Annotated in this window: 15 protein-coding genes; all 15 read left to right on the top strand. The window is 59.0% G+C overall.

Translation table 11 applies throughout. From position 1 onward, the window contains the following. The first annotated feature begins 21 nt into the window (after positions 1 to 21). The 15 genes from ACN28Q_RS03235 (at position 22) to kdpA (ending at position 13705) form a co-directional block, all read left to right on the top strand. Positions 22 to 273, top strand: a complete 252-nt coding sequence (locus ACN28Q_RS03235) for an acyl carrier protein (protein ID WP_165907018.1) — start codon at positions 22 to 24, stop codon at positions 271 to 273. 21 nt (positions 274 to 294) lie between these two features. Then, positions 295 to 876, top strand: coding sequence for a COG4648 family protein (locus ACN28Q_RS03230; RefSeq protein WP_095845012.1), 582 nt, complete (start codon positions 295 to 297; stop codon positions 874 to 876). Then, on the top strand, positions 828 to 2213 hold the full coding sequence (locus ACN28Q_RS03225) for an AMP-binding protein (protein WP_413541186.1): 1386 nt from the start codon (positions 828 to 830) through the stop codon (positions 2211 to 2213). The genes ACN28Q_RS03230 and ACN28Q_RS03225 overlap by 49 nt, the downstream gene beginning before the upstream one ends. Further along, the gene (locus ACN28Q_RS03220; protein ID WP_095845011.1) at positions 2200 to 2550 is read left to right on the top strand and encodes a 3-hydroxyacyl-ACP dehydratase FabZ family protein; all 351 of its coding nucleotides are present in this window, start codon (positions 2200 to 2202) and stop codon (positions 2548 to 2550) included. Before ACN28Q_RS03225 ends, ACN28Q_RS03220 begins: the two co-directional genes overlap by 14 nt. Continuing rightward, positions 2541 to 4250, top strand: a complete 1710-nt coding sequence (locus ACN28Q_RS03215; protein ID WP_095845010.1) for a glycosyltransferase family 2 protein — start codon at positions 2541 to 2543, stop codon at positions 4248 to 4250. The genes ACN28Q_RS03220 and ACN28Q_RS03215 overlap by 10 nt, the downstream gene beginning before the upstream one ends. Beyond that, positions 4250 to 4672, top strand: a complete 423-nt coding sequence (locus ACN28Q_RS03210) for an acyl-CoA thioesterase (protein ID WP_095845009.1) — start codon at positions 4250 to 4252, stop codon at positions 4670 to 4672. The genes ACN28Q_RS03215 and ACN28Q_RS03210 overlap by 1 nt, the downstream gene beginning before the upstream one ends. Further along, positions 4669 to 5274 carry a LolA family protein gene (locus ACN28Q_RS03205; RefSeq protein ID WP_095845008.1) on the top strand — a complete coding sequence of 202 codons (606 nt, stop codon included), beginning with the start codon at positions 4669 to 4671 and terminating at the stop codon, positions 5272 to 5274. The genes ACN28Q_RS03210 and ACN28Q_RS03205 overlap by 4 nt, the downstream gene beginning before the upstream one ends. Further along, on the top strand, positions 5246 to 7567 hold the full coding sequence (locus ACN28Q_RS03200) for an MMPL family transporter (RefSeq protein WP_095845007.1): 2322 nt from the start codon (positions 5246 to 5248) through the stop codon (positions 7565 to 7567). Before ACN28Q_RS03205 ends, ACN28Q_RS03200 begins: the two co-directional genes overlap by 29 nt. Then, the gene (locus tag ACN28Q_RS03195) at positions 7564 to 8136 is read left to right on the top strand and encodes a DUF3261 domain-containing protein (RefSeq protein WP_095845006.1); all 573 of its coding nucleotides are present in this window, start codon (positions 7564 to 7566) and stop codon (positions 8134 to 8136) included. Before ACN28Q_RS03200 ends, ACN28Q_RS03195 begins: the two co-directional genes overlap by 4 nt. 1 nt (position 8137) lies before the next feature. Continuing rightward, on the top strand, positions 8138 to 9295 hold the full coding sequence (locus tag ACN28Q_RS03190) for a beta-ketoacyl-[acyl-carrier-protein] synthase family protein (RefSeq protein ID WP_095845005.1): 1158 nt from the start codon (positions 8138 to 8140) through the stop codon (positions 9293 to 9295). After that, positions 9288 to 9761, top strand: a complete 474-nt coding sequence (locus ACN28Q_RS03185; protein WP_095845004.1) for a hotdog family protein — start codon at positions 9288 to 9290, stop codon at positions 9759 to 9761. Before ACN28Q_RS03190 ends, ACN28Q_RS03185 begins: the two co-directional genes overlap by 8 nt. Next, positions 9758 to 10489: a 3-ketoacyl-ACP reductase FabG2 gene (locus ACN28Q_RS03180; protein WP_095845003.1), complete on the top strand. Its 732-nt coding sequence runs from the start codon at positions 9758 to 9760 to the stop codon at positions 10487 to 10489. Before ACN28Q_RS03185 ends, ACN28Q_RS03180 begins: the two co-directional genes overlap by 4 nt. Continuing rightward, on the top strand, positions 10486 to 11718 hold the full coding sequence (locus ACN28Q_RS03175; RefSeq protein WP_183096672.1) for a beta-ketoacyl-ACP synthase: 1233 nt from the start codon (positions 10486 to 10488) through the stop codon (positions 11716 to 11718). The genes ACN28Q_RS03180 and ACN28Q_RS03175 overlap by 4 nt, the downstream gene beginning before the upstream one ends. Positions 11719 to 11924: 206 nt before the next feature. After that, a complete protein-coding gene (locus ACN28Q_RS03170) occupies positions 11925 to 12014 on the top strand; it encodes a K(+)-transporting ATPase subunit F (RefSeq protein WP_121525186.1) in 90 nt (29 codons plus the stop codon). Further along, positions 12014 to 13705: a potassium-transporting ATPase subunit KdpA gene (kdpA, locus tag ACN28Q_RS03165; RefSeq protein WP_095845001.1), complete on the top strand. Its 1692-nt coding sequence runs from the start codon at positions 12014 to 12016 to the stop codon at positions 13703 to 13705. The genes ACN28Q_RS03170 and kdpA overlap by 1 nt, the downstream gene beginning before the upstream one ends. The last annotated feature ends 4 nt before the right edge of the window (positions 13706 to 13709 follow it).

The raw sequence follows: 13709 nt of genomic DNA, 5'->3' as shown, positions 1-13709 counted from the left end.
CTGATATATCAAAACGAGTCAATGATGGATAAGAACGAAATTTATCAGGAAATCTCCGGGCTGCTGGTCAAACTGTTTGAAGTCGATGTGAATGATATCAAGCCGGAAGCGCGGCTGTATGAAGATCTGGAGCTCGACAGTATTGACGCTGTGGACATGGTCGTGCATCTGCAAAAGCGTATTGGCCGCAAAATTTCACCGGAAACGTTTAAGACGGTGCGTACGGTACAGGATGTGGTGAATGCCGTTGAGCAGTTGCTGCAGGCGGATTAAGCGTACAGGTCACCAAGGCTGATGCAAAGGGTTCAAGGTTTTTTACGCGCGGCGGGCTGGGTTGGGTTGCTGGCATGGCCGCCGTTGATCTGGCTAAGCCTGTCATATGCACAGTATCGCTGGTTGTTGCCGCTGCTTGGCTTGTTGTTTGCGCTGCGTTTTTTTTCGCTATGGCAGCAGAACGGCACGCTGCCAGGTACGGCCAAATGGCTGGCCGCCGTGGGCGTCGGTTTGTGCTCGGCCAGTCTGCTATTGGGGAATTATCACCTGCTGTTATGGTACCCGGTGGCGGTCAACGTGGTCATGCTGGCGCTGTTTGGCGCCTCGCTTTGGAGCGCGATGCCGTTGGTTGAGCGCCTTGCCCGTTTGCGCGAAAACACCTTACCGCCAGCGGCGGTGGCATATACCCGGTGGGTGACGCGGGTTTGGTGCGTTTTTTTCATTGTAAACGGCAGCGTGGCGGCCGCGACCTGCCTGGCGGGAAATTTACTCTGGTGGACATGGTGGAACGGCATGATTAGCTACTTGCTGATGGGCTTATTGATGGCGGGCGAATGGTTAATCCGCCGGCGGCTGAGGGCGGCGGCATGCAACCGGTGTTGACACGCGGCGTCGCGCAATGGTTACAGCAAGCGTGGCCGGAACGTCTGGTGGCCTGCGAAGGGCAACGCCAGTTTTCCCGTGCGGATCTGCGTCGGCAGGTGTGGGGGCTATGGCAGCAGTTGCACGCGTTACCCCAGCAGCATTGGGCACTGTGTTTTGAAGATAGTTACCGTTTTACCGTCGCGCTGCTGGCGGTGCTGCACGCGGGCAAAACGCCGGTGATCCCAGGCCACTGTCGCCAATCCCTGTTACAGGAGCAGGCGGATACCTTCGATGGATTAATCACGGATGCCGAGCTGGCGCTGTCTTGCCCGGTGCTGGCCGTGCCTGACGATGTGCCGGGCGCGTCCTGTGGGCCATTGCCTGAAATCAATCCGCATGCCCGCGTCATACTGTTTACCTCCGGCTCCACCGGGAAACCCCGTCAAGTCAGCAAGCCCATTCGCTGTCTGGATGAAGAGGCACGCTGGTTGGCCGCGCACTGGGGTGAACGCCTGCGGGGGTGCCATGTATTGGCCTCGGTGACCCATCAGCATCTGTATGGCCTGACCTTTTGCATCTGGTTGCCCATGTCGATGGGGCTGAGTTTCAACTGCCGCCAAATACTGTATAGCGAACAGTTGGTCTGCCAACGGCAAGCGGGGCGTTATGCCTTGATCAGTAGCCCGGCATTTTTACGCCGTCTCGATCTGCACCTGCCGGCGCCACCGTGTCAACTGATCGTCTCTGCCGGTGGCGTGTTGCCGTGGGAGCACGCGCAAAACAGCATGCGGTGGTTTGGCCGCGCGGTGGATGAAATCTATGGCAGCACTGAAACCGGTGTGCTGGCCTGGCGCAGCCGTGAGCGCGATGAGCAAACCTGGCGTTTGTTCTCCGGCGTGACGCTGCGCCGTGACGAACAGGATCACTGGTGGGCGCGTTCTGCGATCATCCCCGTCCCGGAAGGTTTAAAGCTGGACGACAAACTGGTGATCACGGCCTGCGGCGGCGTTCGTATCTGTGGGCGGCACGATCGTATCGTCAAAATTGAAGAAAAGCGTATCTCGCTGAGCGAAATTGAGCGCCGCCTGTTGGCCTTGCCGGAGATTGTTGATGCTGCGGCGCTGCAGGTCGTGCGCCCAGAACGCAGTAGCATCGGCGTTGTGCTGGTGCTGGATCCGGCGGTTCAACCGGCGGAGCTGGGCCAACTGAAATATCAGTGGCGCCATGAATTGCTCAAGTGGCTGGAGCCTGTCGCGTTACCGCGTTTCTGGCGCGTGGTTGACGTTATTCCGCACAACAGCCAGAGCAAACGTGCCTGGCCGCAGATACAGGAGTTATTTTATGCTGCCCGTTGAATTAGCCAAACAGCTTGAAGGCCATCAGGCTCAACTGCTGTTAAAAGTGGAGCCCGAGCTGTTCTGGTTCCGCGGCCATTTTCCCGGCCAACCCTTATTACCCGGCGTGGCGCAATTGGAGTGGGTGATGCACTACGGCTGCCAGTTGTTGGCTAACGGGTGGCGGTTTAATCGGGTCGATAATATTAAGTTCCAACATCCTATCGTGCCGGGCAAAATTCTGCGTTTAACGTTGACATGGCAGCCTGAGAAACAGCTGTTGGCCTTTACCTATAGCCTGGCCGAAGGCGAGACGGAAAAAACGGCCAGCAGCGGGAAGATTAACCTATGTCAGTAAAGGCAGCATTCGCGCCCTGTGTGGTGATCCCATGCTACAACCATGGCGCCATGATCGGCCAGGTTCTGGCACGGCTTATGCCGTTTGGGCTGCCCGTATTCATCATTGACGATGGCAGTGACGCCGCTACTCAAACCCAGTTAGCCGCGCTGGCAAGCCAGTATGATGCCGTTACGTTGGTGCGGTTGGCGTGTAATAGCGGTAAAGGGGCGGCCGTTATTCGTGGGTTGGAAGCCGCTGTGGGCGCGGGTTTCACACATGCGCTGCAGGTCGATGCCGATGGCCAGCACCAAATTGAAGACATACCGCGCATGCTGGCTGAAGCGCGCCACTTTCCCCATCAGTTGATTTCGGGCCGGCCATTGTACGATCGTTCGGTGCCGCGTTCTCGCCTGTATGGGCGCTATGTGACGCACGTCTGGGTGTGGATTGAGACGCTCTCATTTTCCCTGAAAGACAGCATGTGTGGCTTTCGCGTGTACCCATTGGCCGAGACGCTGCGCTTGACGTCGCAGCGCAATATCGGCAAACGCATGGATTTTGATACCGAGATCATGGTGCGTTTGTATTGGCAGGGCACCCCCAGCCGCTTTGTCGATACCCGCGTAACATACCCTCCTGACGGGCTCTCCCATTTTGATGCCGTGCGCGACAATCTGCGCATTTCCTGGATGCACACCCGGCTGTTTTTCGGGGCGTTGCCGCGTATCCCGCGGTTGTTGCAACGGCGCCGTCGCCTGCACTGGTCTGCTACCAATGAGCGCAAAGGGCTCGCCGGCATGCGTTTTATGCTGGCGGTCTATCAGTGCCTGGGGCGTAACGTGTTCAGCGTGTTGCTCCGGGGGGTTATTGCATTTTATTGGCTAAGCGGCACGGTACAACGCCGGGCTTCCCAGGCCTGGCTGCGCCAGGTGAAAGCCTATGCGCAACAACAGGCTATCGCGCTGCCGGCCCCGTTGAACAGTTACCGCCACTTTTTACGTTTTGGCCATGCGATGCTGGATAAGGTCGCCAGCTGGCGTGGCGATCTGCGTTGGGGCCAGGACATTGATTTTGCCCCCGGCTCCGGCGCGGTGGTTGAAGCCGGCAGCCATCAGGGCCAACTGATTCTGGCATCCCATCTTGGTGATATCGAAGTTTGCCGGGCGATGGCCAGCCAGGTGCAGGGGCCGGTCATTAATGCGCTGGTGTTTACCGACAATGCGCAACGCTTTAAGCGGGTAATGGAAAGTATCTCTGCGCAGTCTGGGATCAATTTAATCCCGGTCAGCGATATTGGCCCGGATACCGCGATGTTATTGCAGCAAAAGCTGGATGCCGGCGAATGGGTGGCGATCGTCGCCGACCGCACGGCGGTTAACCGCCAGCGTGGTGGTGAGCGCCGGGTGGTCTGGAGTCCGTTTCTTGGGCGCGAAGCGCCTTTCCCGCAAGGGCCGTTTTTGCTGGCGGCAGCGTTACGCTGCCCGGTTTTGCTGATGTTTGCCTTGCGCGAGAATGCGCGGCTGCGGGTCTATTGCGAACGTTTCGCCGATCCCATTCTGTTGCCGAGAGCGACACGCCAACAGGCTCTGCAGGCGGTTGTTGATCGCTATGCCGCGCGGCTGGCGCATTACGCGCTGAAAGCGCCGCTGGACTGGTTTAATTTTTTTGATTTCTGGCGTTTGCCTGCGGCAGAGCCAACCAGGGACAAGGGGGAATAGTGGTTAATGAAGCTCGACTGAGCCATGAAATAGAACTGATCGTATCGTTTCACGATTGCGATCCCATGGGGGTGGTGTGGCACGGCCACTATTTTCGTTTTTTTGAGGTTGCGCGCGAAGCCTTACTCGGCAAGTTCAACTACGGCTACCGGGAAATGAAAGCCTCGGGTTACGTCTGGCCGGTTGTCGACACCCGGGTCAAATATCGCCTTCCCCTGACGTATGAGCAGCATATCCGGGTTCGCGCCACCATTGAAGAGTATGAGAACCGGCTGCGCATCGGCTATGCGATTTTTGATGTGGAAAGCGGGCAACGCACCACCACCGGTTACACCGTGCAGGTCGCCGTGCGGGAAGGCGAACGGGCGTTGAGCTTCGTTTCCCCCGCGATTTTGCTGGATCGTTTGGGAGTCGCCCGATGAAATCTATCTTGTTTGCCTTACTGGCGCTCATGTGCGGCAGCGTACAGGCCGTCACTCTGGAAGCATTACAGCAACGCTTTAGTCACCAGCCGGTGGTGCGCGCCGATTTTACTCAACAGCGCGAAATCAAAGGCATGGCGCGGCCGCTGAAGTCCAGCGGTTCAATGCTGATTGCGCAGGATAAAGGGTTGTGGTGGCATCAGGCCGTGCCTTTTCCCCTCACTTTGGTGCTGGACGAGCGGCGCATGGTGCAAGTGATGAATGGGCAGCCGCCCCAGGTGGTGACCGCTGATAGTAATCCGCAAATGTTTCAGTTCAATCACTTGTTGCGCGCGCTGTTCCAGGCCGATCGCAAGGTGCTGGAGCAGAATTTCACCCTCAGTTTTAGCGATCTCGGCAACCAACGCTGGCGATTAGTGCTTACCCCCATCAGTAGCCCGCTGGATAAATTATTCAACGACATTACGCTCAACGGCGGCGAGTTTCTGGAGGGGATAGATCTCAATGATCGGCAGGGCGACCGGACGCGCATTGCACTGTCTAACCAGCGAATCACGCCACAGGTTTTAAGTGATGAAGAGCGAAAGCGTTTTGAGTTCTAAACGTTGGCGGCGCTACGCCATGCTGTGGGGGCTGTGTTGTTTGGCATGCGTTGCCTTATTGGCGCAACAGTTGCCTCATGCCCGCATCAACAACAGCGTATTAGCCTTATTGCCGAAACAGGCCATGGGCAGTATCCCGCCGGCGCTACAGCAGGGGTTTATGACACGGCTGGATCGCCAACTCATGTGGTTGGTTTCTGCCGGGGAGGAGGCTGATCCGCGGGTGGCGCAATGGTGGCATGAGCATTTACAGCGTCTCGGCGCGCTGCAACGGGTCAGTGGCCCTGTCGATGCGGCTTGGCAACAGCGCTGGGGGCAGTTTGCCTTTGCGCATCGCAACGGCCTCATTGATGACGTGACGCGTGCGCGATTAGCCGATAATGGGCAACAGCAAGCCGATTGGGTGTTGGCGCAGCTTTACTCTGCCTTTGCCGGGGTGAGCAGCCAGGAGATCAATCACGATCCGCTGCTGCTGGTGCGCGGCGCACAGTTGGCGCTGCTGCAGAACGCCAGCCGCATGGGGATTTCGCAGGGCTGGCTTAGCGTGCAGGATACGCACGGGAAAACCTGGTATTTCCTGCATGCCGAACTGAACGGCAGTTCGTTCGATATGGCGCAAAGTCAGCAACTGGTCGCCAGCCTGGCGGCGCTGAACAGCGACTTTCGCGCCGAGTTTCCCGCAGGCGAGGTGCTGACCCGCGGCACCGTGTTATTTAGCGATTATGCCAGCCAACAGGCCAAGAAGGATGTATCCACGCTGGGCGCCGCGACGGTGATCGGTGTGTTGCTGCTGGTGTTATCGGTATTTCGATCGCCGCGGCCGCTGCTGCTTTGCCTGCTGTCAGTGAGTATCGGCGCGGTTGTCGGTACGGTAACCACGCTGGCGTTGTTTGGCGAATTGCATCTGATGACGCTGGTGATGAGCATGAGTATTGTGGGCATTTCCGCCGACTATACGTTGTATTACCTGACCGAGCGTATGGTTCATGGCGCCCAGGTGGCGCCGCTGGAGAGCTTGCGTAAGGTGTTGCCGGCGCTGTTGCTGGCGTTGGGCACCGCAGCGATCGCTTATCTGATCATGGTGTTGGCGCCGTTTCCGGGGCTGCAGCAGTTAGCTGTTTTCGCCGCGTCGGGGCTGACGGCCTCGTGCTTAACCGTGGTGTGCTGGTATCCCTTTCTGGTTAAGGGCCTGCCGGTGCGCCCGGTGCCGGCAATGGCGCTGCTTGGCCGCTGGCTGTTAGCCTGGCGGCGCAACCGCATGGTGCGCATTGGCGTTCCGTTGCTGGCGGCGGCGGTTGCCATTATGGGCGTGTGGCGCCTACAGATTGATGACGATATTGCACAGTTGCAATCGCTGCCGCCGGCGCTGTTGCAACAGGAGCGGCAGATTACCGCGCTGACCGGGCAAAGCGCCGATCAAACCTGGTTTATGGTGTATGGCAGCAGCGAGCAGCAAACGCTGGCTCGCCTTGAACAACTGGTGCCGAAATTAACGCAAGCCCGGCAGCATCAGTGGCTTGATAGTTGGCGCCAATTGCCGCTCGCCTCGCTGGCACGGCAACAACAGGACGCAACGCTCATCGCTGCGGCGACGCCGACGGTGACAGCGCGGCTGCAACAGGCTGGCGTAGAGGTTGCTCCGCCGGATGTGGCGCCGATGCCGGTGACGCCGGCGCAGTGGCTGGCCAGCCCGCTTAGCGAAGGGTGGAACTTGCTTTGGATGAGCCTGCCTGATGGGCAAAGTGGGGTGTTGGTGCCGGTGAGCGGCGTGAAAGCCAGCGATAAACTGAGCGAACTGGCGCAGAGTGTGCCGGGCGTGGCGTGGATCGATCGTAAAGCGACCTTTGATCGGTTGTTCGGCTTTTATCGCGTGATGCTAAGTTGGCTGCTGCTGGCGGCGCTGGGGGCGATCGCTGCCAGCTATATGGCGCGTATGGGGTGGCGGCAGGGGTTGTTGTGCATGATCCCTTCCGTGCTGTCGCTGGGGATAGGGCTGGCGGCGCTGGCGCTGACCGGGCATAGCCTTAATCTATTTTCCTTACTGGCGCTGGTGCTGGTATTGGGGATCGGCATTAATTACACGCTATTTTTCAGCAATCCTCGCGCAACGCCGATGACCGCCTTATTGGCGGTGACGCTGGCGATGTGCACCACCTTATTAACGTTGGGCATGCTGGTATTCAGTAGCACACAGGCCATTAGCAGCTTTGGCATCGTGTTGTGCAGCGGTATTTTCACCGCATTCCTGTTATCGCCCTTGGCGCTGCCATCTTCAAAGGGAAAACGGAAATGAAAAAAATAACAACAGGGATGATCCTGCTCTGTTCGCTGTGTCTCGCTGCCTGTGCCGGCAAACCGAATAATACCCGCCCGCAGGCCTGGCTAAAGCCGGGGGTTAAGGTCACCCTCCCAGCGCCGGCGATGGTGCCGCCGGTCAATGAACAGCAGTTGCTGACCGGCAGCTTCAAAGGGCAGCAGCAATCGTTGCTGGTGTTGTTAAATGCCGATGAACACCAGCTCTCGCTCGCTGGGCTTTCGTCATTGGGCATCCGCCTGTTCCGCATCACTTACGATGAACATGGCATTCACACCGAGCAGTCCATCGTGCTGCCGGATATGCCGCCGGCCAGCCAGGTGCTGGCGGACATTATGCTGAGCCACTGGCCCGTAAGCGCCTGGCGGCCCCAGTTGCCCAAAGGTTGGCTGCTTGAGGACCGTGGCGACCAGCGCGTGTTGCTTGATGCCGACGGCAATGTGGTAACCGAGATTCAGTATATGAATCGCAACGGCCGCCGGGAGCCCATCAGCGTGCGCCAGCGGGTGTTTGGCTATCACATCGTTATTCAGTCTCTGGACAGTTAATATGATCATTATCTCTGCCGTCGGCATGCTCAATGCGCTGGGCAATCATCCGGATGAAATCGCCGCCAATCTGGCGATAGGGCACGCGCCGGGTATGGGGCCTGACGATGGCTGGCTGGTGCAGGGCAAACCGTGCTGGGTGGGCAAAGTGACTGCCCGCCTGCCGTGTATTCCCGAAGCATTGGCCGAACATCAGAGCCGCAATAATCAACTGCTGCTGGCAGCGCTGGCGCAGATTCGTGAGCACGTGGATGCAGCAATCGCCAAAGTGGGCGCCGATCGCGTTGCGGTTATTTTGGGCACCAGTACCTCTGGGCTGGATGAGGCGGATCGCTATGTTAGCCAGCAATCGGCCGGCTATCGCTACACACAGCAGGAGTTAGGCGATCCGTCGCGCTTTCTGGCCGCTTTCCTCGGTTTGAGCGGGCCGGCGTATACATTGTCGACAGCCTGTTCATCCAGCTCCCGGGCGATTATCAGCGGCCAACGTCTGATTGATGCCGGCCTGGCCGATGTGGCGATCGTTGGCGGTGCGGATACGCTTAGCCGCATGCCGCTAAACGGTTTCAACAGCCTGGAATCGCTTTCCTCTGCACGCTGCCTGCCGTTTAGCAAACAGCGCACCGGCATCACCATTGGCGAAGGGGCGGCATTAATGCTATTGGAGCGTGGCGATCGTGGTATCGCCGTGCTGGGTGTAGGTGAGTCTTCCGATGCCTGGCATATGTCTGCGCCGCACCCGGAAGGCGCCGGGGCTATCCGGGCGATCGAAATGGCTTTGCAACAGGCGCAGTTGCAGCCACAGGACGTCGGCTACATTAATCTGCACGGCACCGCGACCCGGTTAAACGATCAGATTGAATCCCGTGTGATAAATGCGATTTTTGGCTCGGCCATCCCCAGCAGCTCTACTAAACATCTGACTGGCCATATGCTGGGCGCCGCCGGCATTGGCGAAGCGGCGCTCTGCTGGCTGTTGCTGGCACGCGAAATGCGATTGCCGCCGCAGGATTTTTCACAATGCGAGCCCGACGATGCGTTGCCGCCCTGCGGCCTGCTGCGCGCGCCGGCCCGGCTTGAACGGCCGGTGATCCTTTCAAACTCGTTTGCATTCGGCGGGAATAATGCCTGCCTGCTGGTAGGAACTGTTGATGGCTGATTATTTCCCGGCTGCACATTATCTTCCCCACGCTGCGCCGATGGTGCTGGTGGAACGCGTCATTCAGGTGGATGACAACGGCGCGCATTGCCGCAGCCAAGTGAGCCGTTGCGGCGCATTGGCGCCGTTTCTAAACCCGGACGGGCATCTGGCCGCCTGGTTCGGTATTGAAATTATTGCCCAGACCATCGGCGTTTGGTCGGGCTGGCATGGTCAGCAGCAGGGCTTGCCGCCCCGTCCCGGCATGTTGCTCGGTGGGCGGGGGTACCGCTGCCAGCGCGCGTTCTTCCCGGCCAACAGCGTGCTGGATATCAAAGTGGCGTTGCTGATGCGTGATGAAAAAATGGGAAGTTTTGACGGCGAAATTTTTATTGATGGTGAGCGCTATGCCAGTGGCCGGTTGAATACCTATCAGCCAGATGAATTTGAATTACAAAAACTTTTACAACAGGGTAAACAAGCATGAAGCGTTCCGTATTAATCACGGGAGCCAGTAAAGGAATCGGCCGGGCTATTGCGCTGCGGCTTGCGGCTGATGGTTTTACCGTGGTGGTGCATTATCACCGTGATTTGGCGGGAGCCACCGAGACACTGGGCCAGATCGAACAACGTGGCGGCACAGGGCGGATCCTCGGGTTTGATATTGCTCTGCGTGAACAGTGCCGGGAGCGGATTGAACAGGATATCGACGCTCACGGCGCTTATTACGGCGTGGTTAATAATGCCGGGATCACCCGTGACGGCGCATTCCCTGCGCTGGATGCCGATGCCTGGGATAGCGTCATCCATACCAACCTCGACAGCTTTTACAATGTGATCCATCCCTGCGTCATGCCGATGATTGGGCTGCGCCGCGGCGGCCGGATTATTACGCTCTCTTCGGTTTCCGGCATGATGGGCAACCGTGGGCAGGTGAATTACAGCGCAGCGAAGGCGGGCATCATCGGCGCTACCAAAGCGCTGGCGATTGAACTGGCGAAGCGTCATATCACCGTCAATTGCATCGCCCCTGGGTTAATTGATACCGGCATGGTTCAAATGGCGCCGGCGGCGATGGATGAGGCCATGAAGATGATCCCCATGAAGCGCATGGGGCAGGCGGATGAAGTTGCCGGCCTGGCCGGCTATCTGATGTCTGATATCGCCGGCTATGTCACTCGCCAGGTGATTTCCATTAACGGAGGAATGTTATGATGCGGCGTGTAGTGATCACCGGGATGGGGGGCGTGACCGCGTTCGGCAATGATTGGGGCAGCGTATCCGCCGGGCTGCTGGCCGGGCGCAATGCCGTGCGCAACATGCCGGAGTGGCAGGTGTATGACGGGCTGCATACGCTGCTTGGCGCGCCGATTGATCATTTCAGCCTGCCGGAACACTATACCCGGAAACGTATTCGCTCAATGGGGCGCGTATCGCTGCTGGCCACCCGGGCCTGTGAGTTGGCACTGGAGCAGGCAGGTTTGCTCGGCCATCCGGTGTTGACCAACGGTGAAACCGGCATCGCCTATGGCTCGTCTACCGGCAGCACCGGCCCGGTAAGCGAGTTCGCCACCATGTTGACGGAAAAGCATACCAACAACATTACCGGTACGACCTATGTGCAAATGATGCCGCACACGACGGCGGTCAATGCCGGGCTGTTTTTTGGCCTGCGTGGGCGAGTGATCCCCACTTCCAGCGCCTGTACTTCTGGCAGCCAGGCGATAGGCTACGCCTGGGAAGCGATTCGCCACGGTTATCAGACCATTATGGTCGCCGGCGGAGCGGAAGAGCTCTGTCCTTCTGAGGCGGCGGTTTTTGACACCTTGTTCGCCACCAGCCAGCGTAACGATGCGCCGCATACCACGCCGTCGCCTTTTGATGCGAAACGTGATGGGTTGGTGATCGGCGAGGGGGCGGGAACGTTGATCCTTGAAGAGCTTGAGCACGCACAGGCGCGCGGTGCGACGATCTACGCTGAACTGGTTGGCTTCCATACTAATTGCGATGCCGCCCACATTACGCAACCGCAACGCGAGACCATGCAACTCTGTATTGAAGGTGCGCTGCGTTGTGCGGGCCTGCAACCGGCCGATATCGGCTATATCAGTGCGCATGGCACGGCCACCGACCGTGGCGATGTTGCCGAGAGCCAGGCGACCGCCGCGGTGTATGGCGCAGCGACGCCGATTTCGTCGTTGAAAAGCTATTTTGGCCATACGCTCGGCGCCTGTGGCGCGCTGGAGGCCTGGATGAGCATAGAGATGATGCGTGCTGGCTGGTTTGCCCCAACGATTAATCTGTCGCAGCCGGCGCAGGATTGCGGTGAGCTGGACTACATCATGCATGAGCCGCGCCGCGTTGAGACGGATTTTATCCAGTCGAATAACTTTGCTTTTGGCGGCATCAATACTTCGCTGATATTCCGCCGCTGGGCGGCATAAACATCCATAGATGGAGCGGGGCGAACGGCCCCGCCTTTCATTGGGCACCAGGCCGCGCCCATCATCGCCCCTCGCTGTAACAGATCGTCCTGTCAACCCACCCGTTTTTATACTTTTTTTACAGCCCGCAGCGCTATTTTTTCATCTTCTTTTTACCCCTCACCCTAGACTCCCTCTATCCAAAATCACACCTGTGGGGGTGTCTTGTGAATATCAGCGTTATTGGCGGTGGGCTATTGGTGCTGCTGCTATTGGGCTACCTGGTTTACGCCCTGTTCAATGCGGAGGATTTCTGATGGCGGCACAGGCGTTTTTATTGACCGCCAGCTTCCTGCTGGCGCTATTGGTGCTTGCGCAGCCGTTGGGGCGCTTTTTGGCGCGCCTGATCGAAGGCGAACCCTTGCCGGTGGCGCGGCCGCTTGAACGCGTGCTGTGGCGCTGCTGTGGCGCCGGCAACCAGGCGGAAATGAACGGCTGGCAGTATGCGCTGGCCATTTTGCTGTTCAACCTGTTCGGCCTGTTGTTGCTGTTTGCGCTGCTGATCGCGCAGGGCGCGCTGCCGCTCAATCCGCAGGGGATGCCGGGGCTGTCATGGCACCTGGCGTTGAATACCGCCGTCAGCTTTGTCACCAACACTAACTGGCAGGCCTACAGCGGTGAAAATACCCTGAGCTATTTCAGCCAGATGGCTGGGTTGACCGTGCAAAACTTCCTGTCGGCCGCCAGCGGCATTGCCGTGGCCTTTGCGCTGATCCGCGCGCTAACCCGCCAGGGCAGCGCCACCGTCGGCAACGCCTGGCTGGATATCCTGCGTATCACGCTGTATGTGTTGCTGCCGCTTTCCCTGCTGCTGGCGCTGTTTTTTGTCAGCCAGGGCGTGTTGCAGAACCTGCAGCCGTACCTGCATCTGCAAACGCTGGAGGGCGCAGCGCAGGTGTTGCCTATGGGGCCGGTGGCCTCGCAGGAGGCGATTAAAATGCTGGGCACCAACGGCGGCGGCTTCTTTGGCGCCAACTCCGCCCATCCGTTTGAAAACCCAACGGCGCTGACCAACATGGTGCAGATGCTGGCGACGTTCCTGATCCCCTGTGCCCTGTGCCTGGCCTTTGGCCAACTGGCCGGTGAAAACCGCCAGGGCCACGCGCTGCTGTGGGCGATGAGCCTGATCTTCGTGGTGGCGGTCGCGGCGGTGATGGCCGCCGAACTGGCGGGCAACCCGCACCTCTCGGCGCTGGGCGGCGCAAGCAACATCAATATGGAAGGCAAAGAGGCACGCTTCGGCATTCTCGCCAGCAGCCTGTTTAACGTGGTGACCACCGCCGCCTCCTGCGGCGCGGTGAACGCCATGCTGGATTCATTCACCGCGCTGGGCGGCATGGTGCCGATGTGGCTGATACAGATAGGCGAGGTGGTGTTCGGCGGCGTCGGCTCCGGCCTGTACGGCATGCTGCTGTTCGTGTTGCTGACGGTGTTTATCGCTGGGCTGATGATCGGCCGCACGCCGGAATACCTCGGCAAGAAGATCGACGTGTACGAGATGAAAATGACCGCGCTGGCGATCCTGATCACTCCAACGCTGGTCTTGCTGGGCAGCGCATTGGCGATCGCCACCGCCGCTGGGCGTGCCGGGATCCTGAACCCCGGCGCGCATGGGCTGAGCGAGGTGCTGTACGCCGTATCCTCCGCCGCCAACAACAACGGCAGCGCGTTCGCTGGGCTGAGCGTCAACACCCCGTTTTATAACCTGCTGCTGGCGTTCGCCATGTTGGTCGGCCGCTTCGGGGTGATCGTCCCGGTATTGATGATTGCCGGTTCACTGAGCGTGAAACCGCGGCAGCCAGTGGGCAATGGCACCCTGTCAACCTATGGGCCGCTGTTTATTGGCCTGCTGATCGGCACGGTGTTGCTGGTGGGCGCACTGACCTTCATTCCGGCGCTGGCGCTGGGGCCGGTGGCCGAGCATTTACAGCATTGGCTGGCTAACTGATCAC

Source organism: Gibbsiella quercinecans, assembly GCF_002291425.1.
Classification (GTDB): domain Bacteria; phylum Pseudomonadota; class Gammaproteobacteria; order Enterobacterales; family Enterobacteriaceae; genus Gibbsiella; species Gibbsiella quercinecans.
The sequence above is the reverse complement of the archived record's forward strand: the minus strand, read 5'-3'. Positions and strand labels throughout refer to the sequence as shown.

Coding starts and splice junctions, on each gene's coding strand:
- ACN28Q_RS03235 (WP_165907018.1), top strand. CDS start 22: ATGATGGATAAGAACGAAATTTATCAGGAAATCTCCGGGCTGCTGGTC.
- ACN28Q_RS03230 (WP_095845012.1), top strand. CDS start 295: ATGCAAAGGGTTCAAGGTTTTTTACGCGCGGCGGGCTGGGTTGGGTTG.
- ACN28Q_RS03225 (WP_413541186.1), top strand. CDS start 828: ATGGTTAATCCGCCGGCGGCTGAGGGCGGCGGCATGCAACCGGTGTTG.
- ACN28Q_RS03220 (WP_095845011.1), top strand. CDS start 2,200: ATGCTGCCCGTTGAATTAGCCAAACAGCTTGAAGGCCATCAGGCTCAA.
- ACN28Q_RS03215 (WP_095845010.1), top strand. CDS start 2,541: ATGTCAGTAAAGGCAGCATTCGCGCCCTGTGTGGTGATCCCATGCTAC.
- ACN28Q_RS03205 (WP_095845008.1), top strand. CDS start 4,669: ATGAAATCTATCTTGTTTGCCTTACTGGCGCTCATGTGCGGCAGCGTA.
- ACN28Q_RS03200 (WP_095845007.1), top strand. CDS start 5,246: ATGAAGAGCGAAAGCGTTTTGAGTTCTAAACGTTGGCGGCGCTACGCC.
- ACN28Q_RS03195 (WP_095845006.1), top strand. CDS start 7,564: ATGAAAAAAATAACAACAGGGATGATCCTGCTCTGTTCGCTGTGTCTC.
- ACN28Q_RS03190 (WP_095845005.1), top strand. CDS start 8,138: ATGATCATTATCTCTGCCGTCGGCATGCTCAATGCGCTGGGCAATCAT.
- ACN28Q_RS03185 (WP_095845004.1), top strand. CDS start 9,288: ATGGCTGATTATTTCCCGGCTGCACATTATCTTCCCCACGCTGCGCCG.
- ACN28Q_RS03180 (WP_095845003.1), top strand. CDS start 9,758: ATGAAGCGTTCCGTATTAATCACGGGAGCCAGTAAAGGAATCGGCCGG.
- ACN28Q_RS03175 (WP_183096672.1), top strand. CDS start 10,486: ATGATGCGGCGTGTAGTGATCACCGGGATGGGGGGCGTGACCGCGTTC.
- kdpA (WP_095845001.1), top strand. CDS start 12,014: ATGGCGGCACAGGCGTTTTTATTGACCGCCAGCTTCCTGCTGGCGCTA.